This window comes from Hymenobacter lapidarius, assembly GCF_001816145.1.
Lineage (GTDB): Bacteria > Bacteroidota > Bacteroidia > Cytophagales > Hymenobacteraceae > Hymenobacter > Hymenobacter lapidarius.
This window is the reverse complement of sequence record NZ_MDZB01000022.1, coordinates 24885-48221: the sequence shown is the minus strand read 5'-3', so window position 1 is coordinate 48221 and position 23337 is coordinate 24885. Positions and strand designations below refer to the sequence as shown.

General features: G+C 59.4%; 16 protein-coding genes and 1 pseudogene. 10 read left to right on the top strand and 7 right to left on the bottom strand.

The genetic code is table 11. The features are described 5' to 3' along the window. The 6 genes from preA to BEN47_RS00860 form a co-directional block, all read right to left on the bottom strand. A complete protein-coding gene (gene preA / locus BEN47_RS00885; protein ID WP_070724317.1) occupies positions 1-1377 on the bottom strand; it encodes an NAD-dependent dihydropyrimidine dehydrogenase subunit PreA in 1377 nt (458 codons plus the stop codon). 147 nt (positions 1378-1524) lie between these two features. Then, the gene (locus BEN47_RS00880) at positions 1525-2850 is read right to left on the bottom strand and encodes an FAD-dependent oxidoreductase (protein ID WP_083321969.1); all 1326 of its coding nucleotides are present in this window, start codon (positions 2848-2850) and stop codon (positions 1525-1527) included. Positions 2851-2966: 116 nt separating this feature from the next. Continuing rightward, complete coding sequence (locus tag BEN47_RS00875; protein WP_239691454.1) at positions 2967-3824, bottom strand: nitrilase-related carbon-nitrogen hydrolase; 858 nt, start codon at positions 3822-3824, stop codon at positions 2967-2969. Positions 3825-3960: 136 nt separating this feature from the next. Then, positions 3961-5334, bottom strand: coding sequence for a dihydropyrimidinase (gene hydA, locus BEN47_RS00870; RefSeq protein ID WP_070724316.1), 1374 nt, complete (start codon positions 5332-5334; stop codon positions 3961-3963). Positions 5335-5448: 114 nt separating this feature from the next. Next, positions 5449-6801, bottom strand: a complete 1353-nt coding sequence (locus tag BEN47_RS00865) for an aminotransferase class III-fold pyridoxal phosphate-dependent enzyme (RefSeq protein WP_070724315.1) — start codon at positions 6799-6801, stop codon at positions 5449-5451. A 130-nt stretch (positions 6802-6931) separates the two neighbouring features. Next, positions 6932-8404 (bottom strand): CoA-acylating methylmalonate-semialdehyde dehydrogenase, encoded by a 1473-nt coding sequence (locus BEN47_RS00860; RefSeq protein ID WP_094122986.1) that lies wholly within the window; start codon positions 8402-8404, stop codon positions 6932-6934. Positions 8405-8712: 308 nt separating this feature from the next. On the opposite strand from BEN47_RS00860, the gene BEN47_RS00855 reads away from it, so the two are divergent. The 9 genes and pseudogenes from BEN47_RS00855 (at position 8713) to BEN47_RS00815 (ending at position 21394) form a co-directional block, all read left to right on the top strand. Next, positions 8713-9522 (top strand): phosphatase PAP2 family protein, encoded by an 810-nt coding sequence (locus BEN47_RS00855; RefSeq protein ID WP_070724314.1) that lies wholly within the window; start codon positions 8713-8715, stop codon positions 9520-9522. 276 nt (positions 9523-9798) lie between these two features. Further along, positions 9799-11445: a TldD/PmbA family protein gene (locus tag BEN47_RS00850; protein WP_070724313.1), complete on the top strand. Its 1647-nt coding sequence runs from the start codon at positions 9799-9801 to the stop codon at positions 11443-11445. 101 nt (positions 11446-11546) lie between these two features. Further along, the gene (locus BEN47_RS00845; protein ID WP_070724312.1) at positions 11547-12866 is read left to right on the top strand and encodes a TldD/PmbA family protein; all 1320 of its coding nucleotides are present in this window, start codon (positions 11547-11549) and stop codon (positions 12864-12866) included. A 91-nt stretch (positions 12867-12957) separates the two neighbouring features. Beyond that, positions 12958-14610 carry a TldD/PmbA family protein gene (locus tag BEN47_RS00840; protein ID WP_070724311.1) on the top strand — a complete coding sequence of 551 codons (1653 nt, stop codon included), beginning with the start codon at positions 12958-12960 and terminating at the stop codon, positions 14608-14610. Between the two features lie 140 nt (positions 14611-14750). Further along, positions 14751-16085, top strand: a complete 1335-nt coding sequence (locus BEN47_RS00835; RefSeq protein ID WP_070724310.1) for a TldD/PmbA family protein — start codon at positions 14751-14753, stop codon at positions 16083-16085. A gap of 149 nt (positions 16086-16234) precedes the next feature. After that, positions 16235-17425 (top strand): carboxypeptidase-like regulatory domain-containing protein, encoded by a 1191-nt coding sequence (locus BEN47_RS00830; RefSeq protein WP_070724309.1) that lies wholly within the window; start codon positions 16235-16237, stop codon positions 17423-17425. A 127-nt stretch (positions 17426-17552) separates the two neighbouring features. Further along, entirely contained in the window at positions 17553-19202 is a 1650-nt protein-coding gene (locus tag BEN47_RS00825; RefSeq protein WP_070724357.1) for a TldD/PmbA family protein, read from the top strand. Positions 19203-19308: 106 nt separating this feature from the next. After that, positions 19309-20633: pseudogene (locus BEN47_RS00820) on the top strand (TldD/PmbA family protein). A gap of 134 nt (positions 20634-20767) precedes the next feature. Continuing rightward, positions 20768-21394: a DUF4159 domain-containing protein gene (locus tag BEN47_RS00815; RefSeq protein WP_070724308.1), complete on the top strand. Its 627-nt coding sequence runs from the start codon at positions 20768-20770 to the stop codon at positions 21392-21394. Between the two features lie 7 nt (positions 21395-21401). On the opposite strand, the gene BEN47_RS00810 is transcribed toward BEN47_RS00815, so the two are convergent. Continuing rightward, positions 21402-22073, bottom strand: coding sequence for a hypothetical protein (locus BEN47_RS00810; RefSeq protein ID WP_070724307.1), 672 nt, complete (start codon positions 22071-22073; stop codon positions 21402-21404). A 198-nt stretch (positions 22074-22271) separates the two neighbouring features. On the opposite strand from BEN47_RS00810, the gene BEN47_RS00805 reads away from it, so the two are divergent. After that, complete coding sequence (locus BEN47_RS00805; protein ID WP_070724306.1) at positions 22272-23249, top strand: AAA family ATPase; 978 nt, start codon at positions 22272-22274, stop codon at positions 23247-23249. Positions 23250-23337: the final 88 nt, after the last annotated feature.

The following is a 23337-nucleotide window of genomic DNA, read 5'->3' as shown; positions in this document are numbered from 1 at the left end:
TTATAGGCCTAAGTCCCCAGCATAAACCCGGGCTTTGCCTGGAAGCGTCTTGTGGCGCTCCTTGCCCAGGGCGGCGCTGGGCTCGGGCACCCAGTGGTGCCGGCCACCGGCGCGCTCGTCGTTGAACTCGGTGGGCGCGGTGCCGGCGGCCACCCGCTCTTTCCAGGTGATGTGCTCGGTGCCGGAGTCGGTGCGGTCCATAGTGATGCAGTCCTCTACGGGGCACACCAGCGAGCACAAATTGCAGCCCACGCAGTTTTCCTCGATGATTTCCGGGACGCGGGTGCCCGCATTCAACCGGATTGCTTGGTGGGCGCCGTCTTCGCAGGCGGTGTAGCAGAGCTGGCAGCCGATGCACTTCTCGGCGTGGATGTTAGCCATCACCTTATACTTCATGTTGAGCTGCTCCCAGGGCAGCACGTTGGGCAGGGCCTTGCCCACAAAGTCGTAGATGGTGCTGAAGCCTTTGTCCACCATGTACTGCTCCAGGCCCGAAGTCATTTCGCGAATGATGCCGAAACCAAAGTGCATGGCCGCCGTGCACACCTGCACACTGCTGGCCCCCAGCAGAATATGTTCCACCGCATCGCGCCAGTTCTCGATGCCGCCAATGCCCGAAATAGGCAGCTTGATGTCGGGGTGCTGGGCGCAGTTTTTCACCATGTTCAGGGCAATTGGCTTCACGGCCGGGCCGCAGTAGCCGCCGTTGCTGCCCTTGCCGTCTACGATGGGGTACGGGGCAAATTGGTCGATATCAACGCCCACAATGCTTTGGATGGTGTTGATGAGCGAAATGGCATCGGCCCCGCCGCGGCGGGCGGCCAGAGCGGGCTCGGTGATGTCAGAAATGTTGGGCGTGAGCTTCACGATGACCGGCTTGGTGGCCACTTCCATCACCCACTCCACTATCATCTGCAAAATTTTGGGCTCCTGCCCCACCGCCGAGCCCATGCCGCGCTCGCACATGCCGTGCGGGCAGCCAAAATTCAGCTCGAAGCCATCGGCGCCCGCGTCCTGGCTCTGCCGCACGATATCGTGCCACTCCTGCCGGCTCTGTACCATGAGCGAAGCGATGACGGCGTGGTTGGGAAAGCGCTTTTTCACTTCCTCAATCTCGCGCAGATTGTCGGCCAGCGGGCGGTCCGAAATCAGCTCAATGTTGTTGAAACCGACCAAGCGCTTGTCGCGGTAGTTCACACCGCCGTAGCGGCTCGACACGTTGACTACGGGCACGCCCAGCGTTTTCCACACCGCGCCGCCCCAGCCGGCGTCAAACGCCTTCATTATCTGGTAGCCGGAATTGGTGGGCGGGGCTGAAGCCAGCCAGAACGGGTTCGGCGATTTGATGCCGGCGAAATTGATTGAGAGGTCGGGCATAATATTCTCTGTCATCCTAAGCTTGCGAAGGACCTTACTGCGGCCGCAACAACTCAAACCGGAAGAAATAATTTACTGCAAAATGGGATGCTGTCTTTAGGTCTTTCGAAAACGGACGCCAGATGGGGATAGCAGTTCCGGGTGACGCTATTTACTCAGATAAGCGTGAATGCCGCGGGCCGTTAGTTTGGCTTCGGCCGCCGCGTTCACTACCTCAGCGCCGCCGTTCCAGGCATCGCCGGAGGCGAAGTACTTAGGGTTGGTGGTTTGGCCGGTGTGCGCATTGGCAACGATGCGGCCTTTACCGTCCACTTCTAGGCCGGGAATCAGGCGCAGGAATTCGGTTTGCTTGGCCTGGCCGGTGGCTTTTATCACCATGTCGCAGGGTTCCACAAATTCAGAACCGGCTATTTCCGACACCTTGCCATTAATCGTTTCGGTGCGAATGAACCGCACACCCGCCACGTAGTCATCGCCCACAATTTCCAGCGGCGCCACGTTGAACAAGCCACTTACGCCCACGCCTTTGGCCAGGTCGTACTCAAATTCATAAGCACCCATCTCTTCCTTACCGCGGCGATACGCCAAAGTCACCTGTTCCGCGCCCAGGCGCGCCGATTCTGAAGCCGCGTCCATAGCGGTATTGCCACCCCCCAGCACAATTACCTTGCGGCCCACTGCTATTTCGTGATGGTGCTGGCGCAATTCGGCAATGAACTCAACAGCGCCGGTACAATTGATTTTATTCTCGCCCGGCAAGCCCAGCGCATTCGTTTTGCCCAGGCCAATGCCCAGGAAAATAGCGTCGTATTTATTTTCCAATTTCATTAATTCTTCGCGAGAATTAATAGGCGAATTGAAATGGGTGTTGTAGCCAAATTGGGCTTGCAAATAGTCCATTTCAGCCAATGTTTCCTCGTTGGTGATTTTGTAGGGTGCCACTCCATAAACCGTGAGGCCCGAGGGTTGCGCTTTGGCCTCAAATACGTCCACTGCGTACCCCAGGGCGCGTAGCTCGCAGGCGGCAGAAATGCCGGCGGGGCCAGCCCCAATTACGGCCACACTTTTTCCGTTTGCCGCGCCGGGGCTAAACAATTTCTTCCCACTTTCAATCACCTTGGTAGTGGCGTAGCTCTGCAGCCGACCAATCTCAATCGGCTTCACATCCTGCAGGTTATATACGCAGGCGCCTTCACACAGCACCTCCGTGGGACACACCTTGCCGCAGGCATTGCCGAAGTAATTGGCTTCGTAAATGGTGCGTGCCGCACCGGTCTCGTTGCCCGAATTTATCTGCCGAATAAACTGCGGAATGTCAATCCCCGACGGGCAGGCCTTAATGCACGGTGCATCGAAGCAAAACAGGCAGCGCGAGCTTTCATACAACGCCTCCGTTCGGTTCATGAGCGGCTTGAGTTGCGCGAAGTTTGCCGCAAATTCCTGCTCGGTGGTGGGGGTAAAAAATTCGGCCACAATCTTAAAATTTTGAGAGTTGAAGGTTGAGTTTTAAATGGTCAAATGCGAGCTGTTGATTACCCCAAAAACATGGAACGGTTAACTCAAAACTCAGCCTTCAACCCTCAAAACTTCTACAGTTCCACCAGTTTCTCGTAGGTTTCGGGGCGACGGTCACGAAAGAACTGCCAGGTATTGCGCACTTCCTCAATCATATCGAGGTCAAAATCGGCAATGAGCAATTCGTCCTTGTACTCATCGGCTTGCGCGATAATCTGGCCGCGCGGGTCCACGAAATACGACGTGCCGTAGAAGCGGCCCAGGTTCCAAGGTTTTTCCTCGCCTACGCGGTTGATGCAGCCCATGAAATAGCCGTTGGCGGCGGCGTGCGCAGGCTGCTCCAGCTTCCAGAGGTACTGCGAAAGGCCGGCCACGGTGGCCGAGGGGTTGTACACGATTTCGGCGCCGTTGAGGCCCAGCACGCGGGCTCCGTCGGGAAAGTGGCGGTCGTAGCAGATGTACACGCCTATTTTGGCGTATTTGGTCTGGAACACCGGGTAGCCCAGGTTGCCGGGCTTAAAGAAGAACTTCTCCCAAAATCCGGTGGTGTGAGGAATATGGTTTTTGCGGTACTTACCGAGGTAGGTGCCGTCGGCATCAATCACAGCGGCCGTGTTGTAGAGGAAGCCGGCGGCCTCGCGCTCGTACACGGGCACAATCATCACCATGTTGTATTTCTTGGCGTACTCGGCCATGCGGTCGGTCGTCGGGCCGGGCACCGACTCAGCCGATGCATACCAGGATTTGTCCTGGCCGGGGCAGAAATACGGGGTGTTGAAAATTTCCTGCAGGCAGAGAATCTGCACGCCCTGGCGGCCGGCTTCTTCAATCAGCGGAATGTGCTTGGCTTCCATGGCCTGCATAATTTCGGCAATCGTGCCTTCGCCTTCGGTCATCGGCAGACTCATCTGAATGAGACCGGATTTAATCATTCTTGGCATTTGAGGGAGGGTTAAGTTTTGAGTTTTGAATTCGTGCAAAGTGCCGCGAAGTTTCAAAGTAAGTTTCGCAATATATTAATGCATTTGCTTCGCGAAACTTACTTTAAAACTTCGCGACACTTTGCGCTCAGATGTTTGTTTTGCCGCGCTTAATGAACTGGCCATAACCTTTTGAAACTTTCGTTTCGCCAGCATCAACGGCTACTTTTCCACGTAGCAAAACGGTTTCGATTTTGCCAGTCAACTCCCAGCCTTCGTAGCCGGAATAGTCGCAGTTCATGTGGTGGGTGCCGGCCGAAATAGTGTGTTTTTTCTGCGGGTCAAAAATCACCAAATCAGCATCGGCGCCAATGCTAATGGTGCCTTTGCGGGGAAACATGCCGAAGATTTTAGCCGCGTTGGTCGAAGTAACTTCCACGAATTTCTGCGGCGTGATTTTTCCCTTGTTCACGCCTTCCGAAAACAGCAATTCCATGCGGTGCTCAATGGCGGGGTGGCCGTTGGGAATCTTCGAAAAATCGTCCTTGCCCATCAGCTTCTGCTCCCACATGAAGGGGCAGTGGTCGGTGCCCACCACGTTCACCAGACCCTGATTTATGCCGGCCCACAGCGTGGCCTGGTCCTTCTTCTCGCGCAGCGGCGGTGACATTACCCACTTCGCGCCGTTGGCTTCGTCCTCGTACAAGGAAGCGTCGAGCAGCAAATACTGAATGCAGGTTTCCACCAGCACGCGCTGGTTGCGCTCGGTGGCGCGGCGCACCTGGTTGAGGGCGCCCTCGCAGGTGAGGTGTACGATGTAGGCATTCACGCCGGTGTAGTTGGCGATGTCGGCGAAGCGGCCTGACGCCTCGGCCTCCGTCACTTCGGGTTGCGACAGATAGTGGTAAAGCGGGGTGAGCTTGCCCTGCGCCCGGTGCTGGGCGATGAGCGTGTCAATCATGTCGCCATTGGTGGCGTGGGCAGTTACGAGGCCGCCGTGCTTTTTCACTTCCTGCATCAGGCCCACCATTTGCGCGTCGTCAATCATAAGCGCGCCCTTGTAGGCCATGAACGTTTTGAAAGACGTAATGCCTTCGGCAATCATGTCCTTGATTTCCTCTCTGGTACCGGGGTTGAAATCCGTGACGGCCATGTGGAAGCTGTAGTCGCCCACGGCGTTGCCGGTGGCGCGGCCGCTCCATTCCTCAAACGCCGAACGTAGCGAATTACCCTGCTTTTGCAGAATAAAATCGATGACGGTGGTGGTGCCGCCGTGCAGGGCGGCGCGGGTGCCGGTTTCGTACGTATCGGAGCTAAAGGTGCCCATGAAAGGCATTTCGAGATGCACATGCGGGTCGATGCCACCGGGCATAATCAGCTTGCCGGTGCAGTTAATCACCTCCGCGCCCTCGGCCGACAGGTTGCGGCCGATGGACACGATGGTTTCGCCTTCAATTAGGACATCGCAGACGGCGTCCGAATCGGCAGTGACGACGCGGCCGTTTTTGAGGAGGATGGGCATGTGGGTAATTAAAAATTATGAATTATGAATTAAAAACTGAGTTGGAATTTGATTACCCAATCACAGGCCAAAGCTGGCAGGGCATCTTCCTTTTTAATTTTTAATTCTGAATTTTTAATTAACATGCTTGTCCGCAATGCTGATTGCCTCCGAAATAATGGCCAAGCCTTCGTCAATTTCCTCCTTCGTAATAGTCAGCGGCGGGCAAATGAAAATGTAGCTCCAGCGCACGAAGGTGTACATGCCCAGCTCGCGGATTTTGGCGGCCACCTGGTTCATGATGGCCATTTGGTCGTTGTTGGCGTTCCAGGGGGCCATGGGCTCCTTGGTGGCGCGGTTCTTCACCAGTTCCAGGCAGCCGAAGAGGCCGGTGTTGCGCCAGTCCCCGATGCTGGGGTGGTGCCGCATGAGTTGGGCTACTTGCTGGTCCATGTACTCACCCATTTCCACCGTGTTTTCGAGTAGATTGTCCGACTCGTAAATGTCGAGCACGGCCACGGCGGCGGCACAGGACACGGGATGCGCTGAGTACGTGAGGCCCAGCGGCAGGGGCTTGTCGTCGAATGACTTGGCTATTTTTTCGTCCACCATCACCGCGCCCAGGGGCAGGTAGCCGGCGGTGATGCCCTTGGCCATGCACATCACGTCGACTTTCACACCGTGGTGGTCCGAGCCGAACCACTTGCCGGTGCGGCCAAAGCCCGACATCACCTCATCGGCAATGAGCAGGATGCCGTGCTTATCGCAGATTTCGCGCACCCGCGTCCAGTAGCCGGGCGGGTACTTGATGCAGCCCGACGTGCCCGACTCGCCTTCCATAATAATGGCGGCCACGCTGCCGGGGTTCTCATAGCCGATGATGCGCTCCATGGCATCGGCGGCGCGCTGGGCGCACTGCTCCGGCGAGTCGGAGTACCAGGGGCAGCGGTAGGAATACGGATTTTCGACGTGCACCACGCCCGGCATGGCCTGGCTGTCGACGGCAAATTTGCGGGGGTCGCCGCCGGCGCTCATGGCTCCGTAGCTGGCACCGTGAAACGACAGGTACAGCGTCACAATCTTGTGGCGGCCGGTGTACACCCGCGCCAGCTTGATGGCGTTTTCGATGGCCTCGGCCCCGCCCAGCGTGAAAAAGGCCTTGGTGAGGTTGGGGGCGGTGATTTCGGCCAGCCGCCGGCCCAGGTCGCCGCGGGCCTTGGTAATCATGCCGGGGTACACGTAGCTGAGCTCGCGCATCTGGGCCGCCACGGCTTCGGTCACGCGCTGGTCGCCGTGGCCGATGTTCACGTTCATCAGCTGCGAGCTGAAGTCGATGTAGCGCTTGCCGTCGCGGTCATATACGTACACGCCCTCGGCGCGCTCGGCGTTGATGGGGTTCAGGCCCGTTTGCTTCGACCACGAGAAGAGCGTGTGGTCGAGGTTGTCGTGCAGGATTTGGGTTGGGTCGGTGGCGTAGGCGGTTTCCATGTGGCGTTGCTTTTGTTAAAACGTCATGCCGAGCGCAGCCGAGGCATCTCGCGTGCAGCAGTGACCATAATCGTTCAACGATGCGAGCGAGATGCCTCGGCTCGCTCGGCATGACGTTCTTTCAGGTGTTCTAGCTCATCCAGTTCACCCGCGACTCCGGGTTCCACTTGGTGGTGGTCTTCTTCAGCTGCGTCCAGAATTCTATCGAACTCTTCCCGGTAATATCACAAGCTCCGAATTTCGAGTCACCCCAGCCACCAAAAGAGAACGGCTCGCGGGGCACGGGCACGCCGATGTTCACGCCTATCATGCCGGCGTTGGCGTGGTCCATGACGTAGCGGGCGCTGCTGCCGCTGCTGGTAAACACTGCGGCGGCGTTGCCGTAGGGGTTGGCGTTTTCGATGGCCAGGGCCTCGTCCAGGGTGTTGGTGCGCATGATGGCCAGCACCGGGCCGAATACTTCTTCCTGGGCGATGCGCATGTCGGGCGTCACGTAGTCGATGACGGTAGCGCCCACGTAGTAGCCGTCTTCGTGGCCGGTCACCACGGCGTTGCGGCCGTCGAGGAGGACTTTCGCGCCGGCGGCTTCGGCTTCAGCGATGTGCTGTTCGATGCGGTCTTTGGCAGCTTTGCTGATAACGGAGCCGAGGTTCTGGCCGACGACAATTTTCTTCGCTTCTTCCACGATTTTGGCCACGATACCATCGACCGCCCCCACTCCTACCATGGTGGAGCCCGCCATGCAACGCTGGCCCGCGCAGCCCGACATGCTGGCGGCCACGTTCGAGGCCGTCATTTCGGGGTGGGCGTCGGGCAGCACCATCAGGTGGTTTTTGGCGCCGCCGAGGGCTACGCAGCGCTTCAGGTTGCTGGTGGCGCGGACGTACACGACTTTGGCGATTTTGGTGGAGCCCACGAAGCTCACGGCCTGGATATCGGGGTGGTCGCAGATGGCTTCCACGATTTCCCGGTCGCCGTTCACGATGTTCAGCACGCCGTCGGGCAGGCCGGCTTCCTTCAGCAGCTCGGCAATTTTTACGGCGCTCAGGGGCACCAGCTCCGAGGGCTTCAGAATCATGGTGTTGCCCAGCACAATGGCGTTGGGGATGGTCCAGTGGGGCACCATGTTGGGGAAGTTGAACGGGGCGATGCTGGCCACTACGCCCAGCGGCTTGCGCTCGGCGCGGGCTTCCACGCCCTTGCTCACTTCCAGGAATTCGCCCTGAATGAGCTGGGGCATGGAGCAGGCGAACTCGGTCAGCTCGATGGCTTTTTCGACTTCGGCGCGGGCCTCGTCGTAGGTTTTGCCATTTTCCTCACGTACCAGGTCGGCTAGGGCCTTCATGTCGCGCTCCAGCAGGGTTTTGTAGCGATAGAAAATCTGAACCCGCTCCTTAATCGGCGTGGCCGACCAAGCGGGAAAAGCGGCTTTGGCGGCCACAACGGCGGCGTCAAGGGCGGCGGCGCTGCTCAGCGGGACGGTGGAAATCACCGCGCCCGTGATAGGGCTGAACACCTCCATGCTGGCCGCACCGGCTGCTTCGGCAGGACTACCGCCCACGTAATTGCGAATGGCCGGGTATTTCAATGTTTGAACTTCCATATTCCGGGGGGGTTAAGCGGGATGCAAGCTAAGGTTTTTGCCGGACATGCCTCAACGACCCGGTTTTTTCCGGAAAATAATTTTCCCAGCGCCCATCAGCCCACTGCAAGCGGAACAGCCTGCCCTGCTGAGAATCCACGCAAATACGGCTCTTCTACCGGCGTGCGTAAGGAGTAGTTGCTGTAGGGCCCGCGGGTGCAGGGCCAGGGCTACCGGGAAAAGCAATACTTTCGCCGGGCTTCCCGTTATATTTTTTATTGGGTTCCCGTATGCACGCTGAGCCTTTTCATTGGTTGATTGATACCCGTATGCGCCCTTTTCTCCTCACCCGTATTGCAGCCGTCGCCCTGCTGATTGGGGGCATCCACCCGGCTTCTGCCCAGGTAGTGCCGGTACCCGCTCCCGATACCACGCGCAAGTATGAAAATCCCGCCGGCATGTCCTCGCCCGAAAAAGCGAAGTGGTATAAGAGCAAGCTTTTCCGGGCTAGCGTTATTCCGGCGGCGCTTATTACCTACGGGGCCATCACGGCGCAAGGCAATGCGGGCATCAACCGCGAAGGCCGGGAGTTTGCCCTCAAGCAGTTCCGGCCGGTGAATAAAATGATTGACAACACCGTCATTTTCCTGCCCTACCTTGAGCTGGGCGCCGTGGCCCTGGCCGGCGTCGAATCGCGGGACGACCGCATCAATACCCTGCTCATCATTGCCAAAGGAGAAGCCATTATGCTGGCTTCGGTGTATGCAGTGAAGTACCTGAGCCGGGAACAGCGCCCCGACGGCTCCAACAATCAATCGTTCCCGTCGGGCCACACCGCGCAGGCGTTTCTGGCCGCCAGCATTGTGCACACCGAGTTTCGCGACAAAAGCCAGTGGTATGGCGTGGGCGCCTACACCATTGCCAGCAGCGTGGCGGCCCTGCGCATGATTAACGACAAGCACTGGCAGAGCGACGTGGTGGCTGGCGCGGGGTTTGGCATCCTCTCCGCTCACCTGGCGTACCTCAGCCACCGCAACCGCTGGGGCCGCAAGTCCATTGGGCGGGGCATTGGCCTGGCACCAGCCTACTTTGGCAGCGGCGCTTCGGGCATGACCATTACCTGGCGCGCCACCAGGTAAAAGCGGCGGCTCCGGCGCCGGCTTTTATGAGTGAAGCCGTGACTGTCCGGACAATAACGGGTTTGGTGGGTTTGCCATTGACTGGTGCACCGGTTGCGGCTGGCACCCCATAATTTTTTAGGCTCGGGCACAGCCCAGAAAGGGAATTTTGTTCAAACTTGACCTAAGTTTGAGCAGCGACGCAACGGCGGGCTATTTCGACTGTCTTATCAGTGAAGATTTAAGTCCCTTCTTTACGAACCTGCTTTTTCTTATAAACAGAACCTCTCTTCTCTTTTGAAACGCCGCGACTTTGTGGGACTTTCCGGCCTGGCGGCTGGTGCCCTGTTTCTCCCCGCCTTCCCGAGCCTGGGTAGCACCTCCGTTGATCCGTCCCGTTTGCTGGAAGGCATCGACCCGGCCGTGAACAAGCGCATGGCCGACGCCGCGCTCAACGCCGCTAAAACCGCGGGTGCCACCTACGCCGACGTGCGCATTGGCCGCTACCTCAACCAGAGCATCTTCACCCGCGAAAAGCAGGTGCAGAACATTGCCAGCGGCGAGAGCTTTGGGGCCGGCGTGCGGGTGCTGGCCAACGGCACCTGGGGCTTTGCTGCCACCAACTCCGTAACGGAAGCCGGCCTGGCCAAAGCCGCCCAGCTGGCCGTGGCCATTGCCAAAGCCAACGCCAAAGTGCAGAAGGAAAAGGTGCAGTTGGCCCCCGTGAAAGGCTTCGGCGAAGTGAGCTGGAAAACGCCCATTCAGCAGAACTCCTTTGAGGTGCCGGTGGCCCAGAAAGTGGAGCTGCTGCTGGCCGCCAACGCCAAAGCCACCGACAACGGCGCGTCGTTTGTCAACTCCTCGCTGTTCCAAATCAACGAGCAGAAGTACTTCGCCAGCACCGACGGCTCCTACATCGACCAGGACGTGCACCGCATCTGGCCCACATTCAGCGTCACGGGCATTGACCGCGCCACCGGTAAGTTCCGGACCCGCGATGCCCTGAGCGCCCCCATGGGCCTGGGCTACGAGTACCTCACGCCCAAGGCCACCGACAAAATTGCCGGCCCGGCCGGCACAGGCCTCATCGGCTACCGCGACAGCTACGACATGCTGGAAGATGCTGCCCTGGCCGGCAAGCAGGCGAAGCAAAAGCTGACCGCCAAATCGGTTACGCCGGGCAAGTACGACCTCGTGCTCGACCCCAACCATCTGGGCCTCACCATTCACGAGAGCGTGGGCCACCCCACCGAGCTGGACCGCGTGCTGGGCTACGAGGCCAATTATGCCGGCACCAGTTTCGCCACGCTGGAGTGGAAAGCCAAGAAAATCCCGTTTGGCTCAAAGCTGGTCAACATTGTGGCCGACAAGCTGCAGCCCGGCTCATTGGGGGCGGTGGGCTACGATGACGAGGGCGTGAAATCCAAGCGTTGGGACCTCATCAAGGAAGGCATGCTGGTGGACTACCAGAAAATCCGGGACCAGGCCCACATCGTGGGCCAGAACGAGTCGGACGGCTGCTGCTACGCCGATTCTTGGGACGCGGTGCAGTTCCAGCGCATGCCCAACGTGAGCCTGCAGCCCGGCACCGCCAAAATGAGCGTGGACGAGATGGTGAAAAACGTGGACAAAGGCATTTACATCGCCGGCCGCGGCTCCTATTCCATCGACCAGCAGCGCTACAACTTCCAGTTTGGCGGGCAAGTGTTTTATGCCATCGAGAAGGGAAAAATAACGGACATGATTGAGGACGTGGCCTACCAGGCCAACACCCAGGAATTCTGGAACTCCTGCTCAGCCATTTGCGACCAGAGCGACTACCGCCTGTTTGGGTCTTTCTTCGATGGCAAGGGCCAGCCCTCGCAGGTGTCGGCCGTGAGCCACGGCTCGGCCACCACGCGCTTCAACGGGGTGAACGTCATCAATACCGCCCGCAAAATTTAATTTTTGAGCTGTTAGCTATTGGCTGCTAGCTGTTGGTCTTTCTCAAGAGGCGCAGCTGAACAGCTAACAGCTAATAGCCACCAGCTAATAGCTAAGAAAACATGGCCATTCTCTCCCAAACCGAGGCGCAGGACATCCTGAAAAAAGTCCTCTCGTTTAGCACCGCCGACGAGTGCGAGGCGACCCTCAACGGCAGCATCAGCGGCAACGTCCGCTCGGCGCGCAACACCATCAGCACGGCCGGCACCGCCGACAACGTTTCGCTGGGCGTGCAGTCGCGCTTTGGCAAGCGCAGCGGTGTGGCTACCTGCAACGAGTTCGACGAGGCCAGCCTGCGCCGTTGCGTGCAGCGCGCCGAGGAAATTGCGAAGCTCGCGCCCGAAAGCCCGGAGTACGTGCCCTTCCTGGGCCCGCAGAAATACGTGGCGTCGCCGGCGGCCTTTGCCCAGCGCACGGCCGATATCACGCCCGACTACCGCGCCCAGCAGATTGGGGCGAGCATGGCGCTGTGCGAAGCCAGGAAGCTGTCGTCGGCGGCCTTTTTTAACGACTCGGCCGGCTTCGTGGCCAAGCGTAATTCCAAAGGACTAGAGGCCTATCAGCGCCTGACCAACCTGGACTTCACCATCACGGTGCGCACCGCCGACGGCCTGGGCTCCGGCTACGCCATTGCCAACTACACGGACCTGGCCAAATTTGATGCCGCCCGCCTCACCCGCGTGGCCGCCGACAAGGCCGCCTCGTCGGTGAAGGCCAAGGCCATTGAGCCCGGCAAGTACACCGTGATTCTGGAGCCGGCCGCGGCCGTGGAAATGCTGAGCAACATGATGCGCTCGATGGACGCCCGCAACGCCGACGAAGGCCGCAGCTTCCTCAGCAAGAAAGGCGGCGGCAACCGCAAAGGCGACAAGCTCTTCGACGAGCGGGTTACGATTTATTCGGACCCTACCAACGCCGAAGTACCCGACCTGACCTTCGCCGGCGACGGCCGCCCCCAACAGAAGACTACCTGGATTGATAAAGGCGTAGTGAAGAACCTCTACACCTCGCAGTTCTGGGCGCAGAAGGCCGGCATCCCCGACCTGCCCCCTCCCGGCGGCTGGATAATGGAAGGCGGCTCGCAAAGCACCGCCGACCTGATAAAGGGCACGGCCAAAGGCATTCTGGTCACGCGCCTGTGGTACATCCGGGCCGTGGACCCACAGACGCTGCTCTACACCGGCCTCACCCGCGATGGAACCTTCTATATTGAAAACGGCCAAATCAAGTTTCCGGTGAAGAACTTCCGCTTCAACGAAAGCCCGGTTATCATGCTCAACAACCTGGAGGCTGTGGGTAAGCCCGTGCGGTTAGGCGGCAACCTGGTGCCCCCGCTCAAAATCCGGGACTTCACCTTCACCAGCCTTTCCGACGCGGTGTAGCTTGTGTGCGGTAAGCTTTAGCTTGCCGTGACCGACAGCCTATCAATCTTTTACACTTCATTACGGCAAGCTAAAGCTTACCGCACATCTTATGAAAAGACGCGACTTTGTGGGACTCTCCGGCCTGGCGGCTGGCGCCCTGTTCATCCCTACCATTCCCGGTTTTGCCGGCAACCTCGTGGACCCGGCCCGCCTGTTGGAGCCCGGCGTCGACGTCGCCGTGAAGAAGCGCCTGGCTGATGCCGGCCTCAACGCGGCCAAAGCCGCGGGCGCCACTTACGCCGACGTGCGGATAGGTCGCTCCCTCAACCAGAATGTTTTTACCCGCGAAAAGCAGGTGCAGGGAATTCTGAGCACGGAGAGCTACGGCGCTGGCATCCGCGTGATTGCGAACGGCACCTGGGGCTTTGCGGCTACCAATTCCGTGACCGAAGCGGGCATTGCCAAAGCCGCGCAGCTGGCCGTGCAGATTGCCAAAGCCAACTCCAAGGTGCAGAAGGAAAAGGTGCAGCTAGCCCCAGTCAAAGGCCACGGCGAAGTGAGCTGGAAAACGCCCATTCAGCAAAATGCCTTTGATGTTCCGATTAAAGACAAAGTCGATTTATTGCTGAGCGTCAATGCGAAAGCTTTGGATATGGGCGCGTCCTTTATCAACTCCACCATTCAGCAGGTGAACGAGCAGAAGTACTTCGCCAGCACCGACGGCTCCTACATCGACCAGGATATTCACCGCATCTACCCTAGCTTCGGCGTTACGGCCATCGACCGCGCTTCGGGCAAGTTCCGGACGCGGCAGGCTTTGAGCTCGCCGATGGGACTGGGCTACGAGTACCTCACGCCCAAGGCTTCCGACAAGATTGCCGGCCCCGCGGGTTCGGACGTGGTGGGCTACAAAAGCAGCTACGACATGCTGGAAGACGTGGCCTCCGCTACCAAGCAGGTGAAGCAGAAGCTAACCGCTAAATCGGTCACGCCTGGCAAGTACGACCTCGTGCTCGACCCCCATCACTTGGGCCTGACCATTCACGAGAGCGTGGGCCACCCCCTGGAGCTGGACCGCGTGCTGGGCTACGAGGCCAACTACGCCGGCACCAGTTTTGCCACGCTAGAGTGGAAAGCGAAGAACATTCCCTACGGCTCGAAGCTGGTGAACATTGTGGCCGACAAGCTGCAGCCCGGCTCGCTGGGCGCGGTGGGCTACGACGACGAGGGCGTAAAAACCAAGCAGTGGGACCTCATCAAAGAGGGCACGCTGGTGGACTACCAGAAAATTCGGGACCAGGCGCACATGGTGGGCCAGAACGAGTCGGACGGCTGCTGCTACGCCCAGAACTGGGCCGACGTGCAGTTTCAGCGCATGCCCAACGTGAGCCTGCAGCCCGGCAAAACCAAGCTGAGCGTGGACGAAATGGTGAAAAACGTGGACAAAGGTATATACATCGCCGGCAACGGCTCGTTCTCCATCGACCAGCAGCGCTACAACTTCCAGTTTGGCGGGCAGGTATTCTACGCCATCGAGAAGGGCCAGATTACGGGCATGCTCGAAGACGTGGCCTACCAAGCCAACACCCAGGAATTCTGGAACAGTTGCTCAGCCGTTTGCGACCAGAGCGACTACCGCCTGTTTGGCGCGTTCAACGACGGCAAGGGCCAGCCCTCCCAGAGTTCGGCGGTGAGCCACGGCTCGGCCACCACCCGCTTCAACGGCGTGAACGTCATCAACACGGCTCGCAAAATCGGATAACGACTATTTTAGAAGAACGTCATGCTGAGCTTGCGAAGCATCTCTACTGCTTCGTTGAAAAAGCAGCATGCAAAGCGGTAGAGATGCTTCGGCAAGCTCAGCATGACGTGCTGCTTCAATCCAAAATCAGCTAATAAATCATGGCCATTCTTTCTAAAGACGACGCTCAGACCATTCTCAAAAAGGTGCTCAGCTTCAGCACCGCCGACGAATGCGAGGTAACCCTCAACGGCCAGATTGGCGGCAACGTGCGCTCGGCCCGCAACAGCATCAGCACGGCCGGCGCCGTAGACAACGTGTCGCTGGGCGTGGAAAGCCGTTTCGGCAAGCGCAGTGGCGTGGCCACCTGCAACGAGTTTGACGACGCCACGCTGCGCCGCTGCGTGCAGCGGGCCGAGGAAATAGCCCGGCTCGCCCCCGAAAGCCCCGAGTACATGCCCCTGCTGGGCCCGCAGGAATACGGGGCCAGTAGCAAGGCATTTGCCGCTTCCACGGCTGCCATCACCCCCGATTACCGCGCCCAGCAAATGGGGGCCAGCACCGGCCTCTGCGACCAGCGCAAGCTGAGCTCCGCCGCCTTCCTGGTAGATTCGGCCGGTTTTGTGGCCAAGCGCAATTCCAAAGGGCTGGAGGCCTACCAGCAGCTTACCAACGTAGAGTTTTCGGTGACGGTGCGCACGCCCGACGGCACGGGCTCCGGCTACGCCGCCGCCGACTACACCGACGCCGGCAAGTTCGACGCCGCCCGCCTTACCCGCGTGGCCGCCGACAAAGCGTCCTCCTCCATGAAAGCCCGGGCCCTGGAGCCCGGCAAGTACACAGTTATTCTGGAACCTAACGCCTTGGTTTCCAACGTCGACACGTCGTTGATGGCGGCCTTGATGGGCAGCTTCGATGCGCGCAACGCCGACGAAGGCCGCAGCTTCCTCAGCAAGAAAGGCGGCGGCAACCGCAAGGGTGAAAAGCTGTTCGACGAGCGGGTGACGATTTATTCTGACCCCATGAACGCTGAAATCCCTAACTTGCAGTTCTCCGGTGATGGCCGGCCGCAGAAACGCGTGACTTGGATTGAGAAGGGTGTGGTGAAGAACCTCTACTCCTCGCGTTTCTGGGCGCAAAAAGCCGGCATTCCCGACCTGCCCCGCCCCGGCGGCTGGATAATGGAAGGTGGCACCCAAACCACCACCGACCTGATAAAGGGCACGGCCAAGGGCATTCTGGTCACGCGCCTGTGGTACATCCGCCCGGTAGACCCGCAGACCTTGCTCTACACCGGCCTCACCCGCGACGGAACGTTCTACATTGAGAACGGCCAAATCAAGTTTCCGGTGAAGAACTTCCGCTTCAACGAGAGCCCCATCATTATGCTCAACAACCTGGAAGCCATTGGCAAGCCGGTGCGTTTGGGCGGCAATCTGGTGCCCCCGCTCAAAATCCGGGACTTCACGTTTACGAGTTTATCGGACGCGGTGTAGTTCTTTATTCTGCAAATCCCCCGACCCTTCCAGGCCGGGGGATTTTAGTATGCGTCGGTCCGGCAGGCAACCAAGCGGGCGGCCAGCGCATCTGCTGGTTTGGTTGCTGGCGCTCCGCGCTTATCTTGCGGCCTCTCCTACTTTCTGCAATGAAGTACTTTTTGCTAGCCACCTTATTGCTGGGGGCAGGCCTGCTGCCCGCCGCCGCGCAACAGCGCATCACCGGCAAAATCCTGGATGCCGTCACCGGCCAGCCAGTGCCCTACGCCAGCGTTTTGGTGCTGGGTACCACGACCGGCACCACCAGCAACGCCGAGGGTGAATTTGAATTAAAGGCAGCGGTTCCGGCGCGCTTGGTAGTGTCGGAGCTGGGCCACCAGCGCGACACGGTGGCCGTGACTGCGGCCACCGCCCCGCTGCTGGTGCGGCTGCAGCCCTCGTCGGTGCAGCTGCCCGAAGTGCGGGTGGGCAGCTACCTCAGCGAGCTCATTGCCCAGGCCTACCGCCAGCTGCGCGCCACCCACGACCAGAAGCAGTACGGCCAGGCATTCTACCGCCAGGTAACCCGGCTGGAAGGCGACGCCACCGAAGTGCAGGAAATGGTGTGGGAAGCCGCTACCAGCAGCGCCGGGGTAGAAGGCACGGCTCTGGCCCAGGCGCGTTTTGCCAAGAAAAAGGCCCTGCTTAGCTTCAACAATTTCTCGGCATACACCAAGCAATACGTAATCTTCAACCCACAGGACGACAGCACCCAAAAAAGCCTCATTGGCCTGCACACCGACCAATACCTGAGCCTGAAACTGCTGGGCGTGACCCAGAACGGCCCGCAGCAACTGGTCGAAATCGGCTTTGTGAGCAAGGAAGAAAGCACGAACCGGCGCGCTCGCGGCAGCATGGTTATTGATGAAACAACGCATCAGTTGCTGCGGCTGCGGCTGGAAACAACGGGAATGAAGACCAAATCGAACAACCCCACCTTCAAATTCAAGGACGAAGTCACGCAGCTGGAATGGGTATTTCAGCCCCGGCCAGGCGGCGCGGCCACGCTGGACTATTTAAAGGTGGACTACTCGGCCAACCTGGGCCGGATGATGAAGCCCGACCTGCCCATTCGCGTTGCCTCGTTCGCTTATTTTTATAATGGCCGCCCCACCCCCAATGCCAGCGTAACTTACGCTCCCGCCAAAAACGGCGAAATAGACCTGGCCGCAATCAAGAAAACGACTTATAACCCCGTGTTCTGGCAAAACAACGCCGTGGTGAAACGAACCCCGCTCGAAGACCAGGTGATGAAATCCTTCGAGCAAAAAGGCGCTTTCGGCACCATGCTCACCCCGTAATTTAGTTGTCGGTGCTAGTTGTCAGTTGTCAGTTCAATTCTTCAATTTCACCGACCCTGACGACTGGCTACTGACAACCAACAACGAGCAACTGATAATCAACCACACCTTTTTCCATCTGCAGCATATGAAAAGACGTGACTTTGTGGGACTTTCCGGCCTGGCCGCTGGCGCCCTCTTCCTGCCCAGCCTGCCGGGCTTTGGCCACACCCCGGTGGACCCCGGCCGCCTGTTAGAGCCTGGCGCCGATGTCATCCTCAAAAAGCGCCTGGCGGACGCGGCCCTGAACGCGGCCAAGGCTTCGGGAGCGAGCTACGCCGATGTGCGCATTGGCCGCTACCTCAACCAGTACATTTTTGCTCGCGAAAAACAGGTGCAGAACATCGTGAGCACCGAGAGCTATGGTGTGGGCATTCGGGTGCTGGTGAACGGCTGCTGGGGCTTTGCCTCCACCAGCGTGGTGACCGAGGCCAGCCTGGCCGCCACCGCCCGCGTGGCCACCGACATCGCCAAGGCCAACCGCCTGGTAATGAAGGAGCCTGTGCAGCTGGCTCCGCAGCAGGGCTACGGCGAAGTGAGTTGGAAAACGCCCATCGAACAGGGGGCTTTTGAGGTGCCCGTGAAGCAGAAAGTGGAGTTGCTGCTGGCCGCTAACGCCGCTGCCCTCGACAACGGCGCCAACTACATCAATTCGGGCCTGTTCCAGGTGAACGAGCAGAAGTACTTCGCCAGCACCGACGGCTCCTACATTGACCAGGACGTGCACCGGCTGTGGCCCACTTTCTCGGCAACGGCCGTGGACACCAAAACCGGCAAATTCCGGTCGCGGGAGGCGCTGAGCGCGCCCGTTGGGCTGGGCTATGAGTACCTCAGCCCCAGCGCCAGCCAGCAGATAGCCGGGCCCCAGGGCACCAACACCGTGGGCTACAAGCTGCGCTACGACATGCTGGCCGATGCCGCCATGGCCGGCAAGCAGGCCAAAGCAAAGCTGACCATGAAATCGGTAACGCCCGGCAAATACGACCTAGTGCTGGACCCCGGCCACTTGGGCCTCACCATCCACGAATCGGTGGGCCACCCCACGGAGCTGGACCGCGTGCTGGGCTACGAGGCCAACTTTGCCGGCACCAGCTTCGCCACACTGGAGTGGAAGGCCAAGAACCTCCCCTACGGCTCGAAAGTGGTGAATATTGTGGCCGACAAGCTGCAGCCCGGCTCGGTGGGGTCGGTGGGCTACGACGACGAGGGCGTGAAAACCCGCGAGTGGGACCTCATCAAGGAGGGCAAGCTGGTGAACTACCAGAAAATCCGGGACCAGGCGCACATCGTGAACCAGAAGGAATCGGACGGGTGCGCCTACGCGCAGTCGTGGGAAAACGTGCAGTTCCAGCGCATGCCCAACGTGAGCCTGCGCCCCAGCGCCACCGCCCTGAGCGTGGACGAGATGGTGAGCAAAGTTGACAAGGGCATTTACATTGCTGGCGCAGGCTCGTTTTCCATTGATCAGCAGCGGTTTAACTTTCAGTTTGGCGGGCAGCTGTTTTACGCCATCGAGAAGGGCAAAATCACCGAGCCGCTGGAAGACGTGGCGTATCAGTCGAACACCCAGGAATTTTGGGGTGCCTGCGCCGGCAGCTGCGACCAGCGCGACTACCGCCTGTTCGGCACCTTCTTCGACGGCAAGGGCCAGCCCTCGCAAAGCTCGGCGGTGAGCCACGGCTCGGCCACCACCCGCTTCAACGGGGTGAATGTGATTAACACCGCCCGGAAAGTATAAATCTCATGAGCTATTAGCCGCTAGCTTTTAGCTGTTAGCTTCATTCAGGAGGCACCGATACAGCAAGAGCTAACAGCTAATGGCCACCAGCTAAAAGCTCCCTAAAATGGCTATTCTTTCCAAAGACGAGGCCCAGGCCTTGCTCAAAAAGGTACTGAGCTACAGCACCGCCGACGAATGCGCGGTGTCGCTCAACGGGCTCAACACCGGCAACATTCGCTACGCCCGCAACAGCGTGAGCACCGCCGGCGCGGCCGACAGCGTGTCGCTGGCCGTGGAGTCGCGCTTCGGCAAACGCTCCGGTATTGCCACCTGCAACGAGTTCGACGACACCACGCTGAAGCGCTGCGTGCAGCGGGCCGAGGAAATTGCCCGGCTCGCCCCCGAAAGCCCGGAGTACATGCCGCTGCTGGGCCCCCAGAACTATCTGGCCCCGCCGTCGGCGGCCGCTACCCTGCTCACGGCCACCACGCGCGCCCAGGCCGCGGCCGACAGCATGGCCCTGTGCGCCGCCAAGAACCTCACGGCCGCGGGCTTCCTGGATGGCGGCACCCGTTTTCAGGCACTGCGCAATTCCAAGGGCCTCGAAGCCTACCAGCAATCCACCAACACCGACTTTTCGGTGACGGTGCGCACCGCCGACGGGCGCGGCTCCGGCTACGCCATTGGCGACGCCACGGACCCGGCCAAGCTCAACGCCAAGGCCTCACCCAGCGCGCCGCCGACAAAGCGCTGGGTTCGGCGAATGCCAAGGCCATCGAGCCCGGCAAATACACCGTGATTCTGGAGCCCGCCGCCCTTATGGATGGCGGCGACCTCTCGCTGCTGGGCGGGCTGCTGTACGGGATGGACGCCCGCTCGGCCGACGAAGGCCGCAGCTTCATGACCAAGAAAGGCGGCGGCAACCGCAAGGGCGAAAAGCTGTTCGACGAGCGGATTACCATTTACTCCGACCCGATGAATGCCGAGGTGCCCGGCAGCGCCTTCGACGGCGATGGGCTGCCCACCAAGCGCATGAGCTGGGTGGAAAAAGGCGTGGTAAAAAACCTCTTCTACTCACGCTTCTGGGCCGAGAAAAACAAGGTGGCCGCCACCGCTTTTCCAAGTGGCTTCATCATGGCCGGCGGCACGCAGAGCACGGCCGAGCTAATAAAGGGCACGGCCAAGGGCATTCTGGTGACGCGCCTCTGGTACATCCGCGAGGTGGACCCGCAGACGCTGCTCTACACCGGCCTGACCCGCGACGGCACGTTCTACATTGAGAACGGAGCCATCAAATTCCCCATCAAAAACCTGCGCTTCAACGAGAGCCCCATCATCATGCTCAACAACATTGAAGCCATCGGCCGGCCCCAGCGCCTGGCCGGCTGCCTGGTGCCGCCGCTGAAAATCCGCGACTTCACCTTCACCAGCTTGTCGGACGCTATTTAGGGTCTGTCATGTTGAGCATTCTGCGTATGAAGCAGAGACGAAGCATCCTATCACCGCAGAACGTGTCGTTCGCTCTTGATAGGGTGCTTCGCTGCGTTCAGCATGATGGTAACTATCTCTACATTTACGCCTCAATGCCCGCTACCCCTTTCACATTTGTGCGCCTGAAATACCAGTCCGGCGACTGGGACGCGGTGGATGAGCGCATGCCCGCCAACCTGCTTCACTCGCTGGTGCAGTACACCACCGTGCCCGTCGACACCAAGGAAAAAGTGGTGGCGCTGGACAGCGCCGAGCTGTTCAACTACCCGTTCTGCTATTTGTCGGGGCACCGGCTGGTGCAATTTTCGGCGGCGGAAAAACGGAATTTTACGCAGTATGTGCGCAACGGCGGCTTCGTGTTCGTCGACGACTGCAACCACGATATCGACGGCCTGTTTGCCCGCTCTTTTGAGGAGCAGATGCGCCAGTGCTTCGGCATCAGCGCCCTGAAGAAAATCCCCAAAACCCACCCGATTTACTCGCAGTTTTTCACCTTCAAAGACGGTCCGCCCAACACGGGCTTCGAGCTAAATGGCTGGGGCGACGACTTGGTGCACGACTACCTGAAAGCCGTGGAAATCAAGGGCCGCATCGGAGTATTGTACTCTAATAAAGATTACGGCTGCGAGTGGGATTATGACTTCCGCAACAAGCGTTTTCTGGCCGAGGACAACACCAAGTTTGGCGTAAACATTTTGCTCTATGCCCTCACCACGTAAGCCCAGCTCAGAAGCGAAAGCCCAGGCCCAACCGGCCATCAAAGTCGGTGGGGTGAGTATCGTAGTACGATTCCTGGCTCAGGCTGGGGTTGAGGGAAGTATTTCCTACCGCTTTGGCTTGGCTCAGCCGCTTCCAGCTCATGAGGCCCGCTGCCACATCAATAAACCATGGCGACCGGGGCTTCAGGCTGGCCTGAGCGCCCAGCAAGGCGCCAACCCCGGAGTAATGCTGCCTGATAGGTTTGTAGTAGCCGGAGAAGGACACGGTGCGAAATGCAACTACCGGGGCAACATACAACCCGGTAAGTGCTGCCTTGCTGCGGGAGAACCGGAAGTAGTAGCGGCCCTGCACCGACAGCCCGACCCTACGCGCCCAGCTGTTTCCACCATTAGCCAGGCCCTCTGCCACCAAACCACCCCTGGCGCCTACTTGGCGTTCATAAGAAGCCAGTATCGGGAACAACGTCCCGCTGTAACCAAATGCGTTGTTGACAATATTGTGGACCAAAACGCTGCCCACATCAAAGCGAATGGCATTGCGGGGCGACGCGGATTCCACGGCCGGCGTTTCGGCTACCACGGAGGACGTACTTTGGGCCAATACCGGACTCGCCAGCGCCAACACTGCGATAACCGTTGGAAGAAGTTTGCCGATTAGGGGGAGACTAAAGCGGTCCATGCGGTCGAGGCAAAAGAGATTGGCGAATGGTGGAAGCAATTACTGCAATACCCTTGGCTTAACCATATTAATATATTCCAAATACGGACTTTTAAAGGCTCATTTCCTTTAAACTAATTGCTCATTTACAACAGTTTGCATTGGCAATAACAAGACTTTACAGTAAACATTTTTTAGCCGTTTCACTGCATTTTTACCTTGACTGAAGAACAAATCCACCCGCTCCTGGCCAAGCTGCCAGTGCTCAAAGCCGAAATCGCCAAAGTCATCGTTGGCCAGGAAACCGTGCTGGAAGAAGTGCTGGTAGCGCTGCTGGCGGGCGGCCATGCCTTGCTGGAAGGCGTGCCCGGCCTGGCCAAAACCCTGCTCGTCCGCACCCTGGCATCGGCCACCGATTTGCCGTTTCGCCGCATTCAATTCACACCCGACCTGATGCCGACCGACATTCTGGGCACCGAAGTGCTGGAAGAAGACCACGGCACCGGCCACCGGTCCTTCAAGTTCAACCCCGGGCCCATTTTCGCCAGCCTCGTACTGGCAGATGAAATAAACCGGACGCCGCCCAAAACCCAGGCCGCCCTGCTCGAAGCCATGCAGGAAGGCCACGTAACCTACGCCGGCACCGAGCACGCGCTGCCCAAGCCGTTCTTCCTGCTGGCCACCCAAAACCCCATCGAGCAGAGCGGCACCTACCCCCTGCCCGAAGCCCAGCTCGACCGGTTTCTGCTGTACGTGCGCATCGGCTACCCCACGGCTGAGGAAGAGCTGGCCGTGCTGCGCGGGACCACCGGCGCGGCCGGGCAGCAGGTGCAGCCCGTGCTGGGCGGCGCCGACATCCGGCAGCTGCAGCAGCTGGTGCGCCAGGTAAGCCTGAGCCCGGAGCTGATGGATTTCGTAAACCGCCTGGTGCGGGCTACCCGCCCGGCTACGTCGGAAGTGCCGTTTATCAAGGACTACGGCCGCTGGGGCGCCGGGCCACGAGCAGGCCAGGCGCTTATTCTGTGTGCCAAGGCCCGGGCGCTGCTGCACGGCCGCTTTGCCGCCACGCTGGAAGATATTCGCACGCTGGCGCCGCCGGTGCTACGCCACCGGGTGCTGCTTAATTTCAATGCCGAAGCGGAAAATTTGACCGCTGATGACGCCGTGGTGGCGTTGTTGAAAGCGGTTCAAGTATAATTCGAACGTCATGCTGAGCGCAGCCGAAGCATCTCTACCGCGCAACTATTCAATTTTAATATTGCGGCAGAGATGCTTCGGCTGCGCT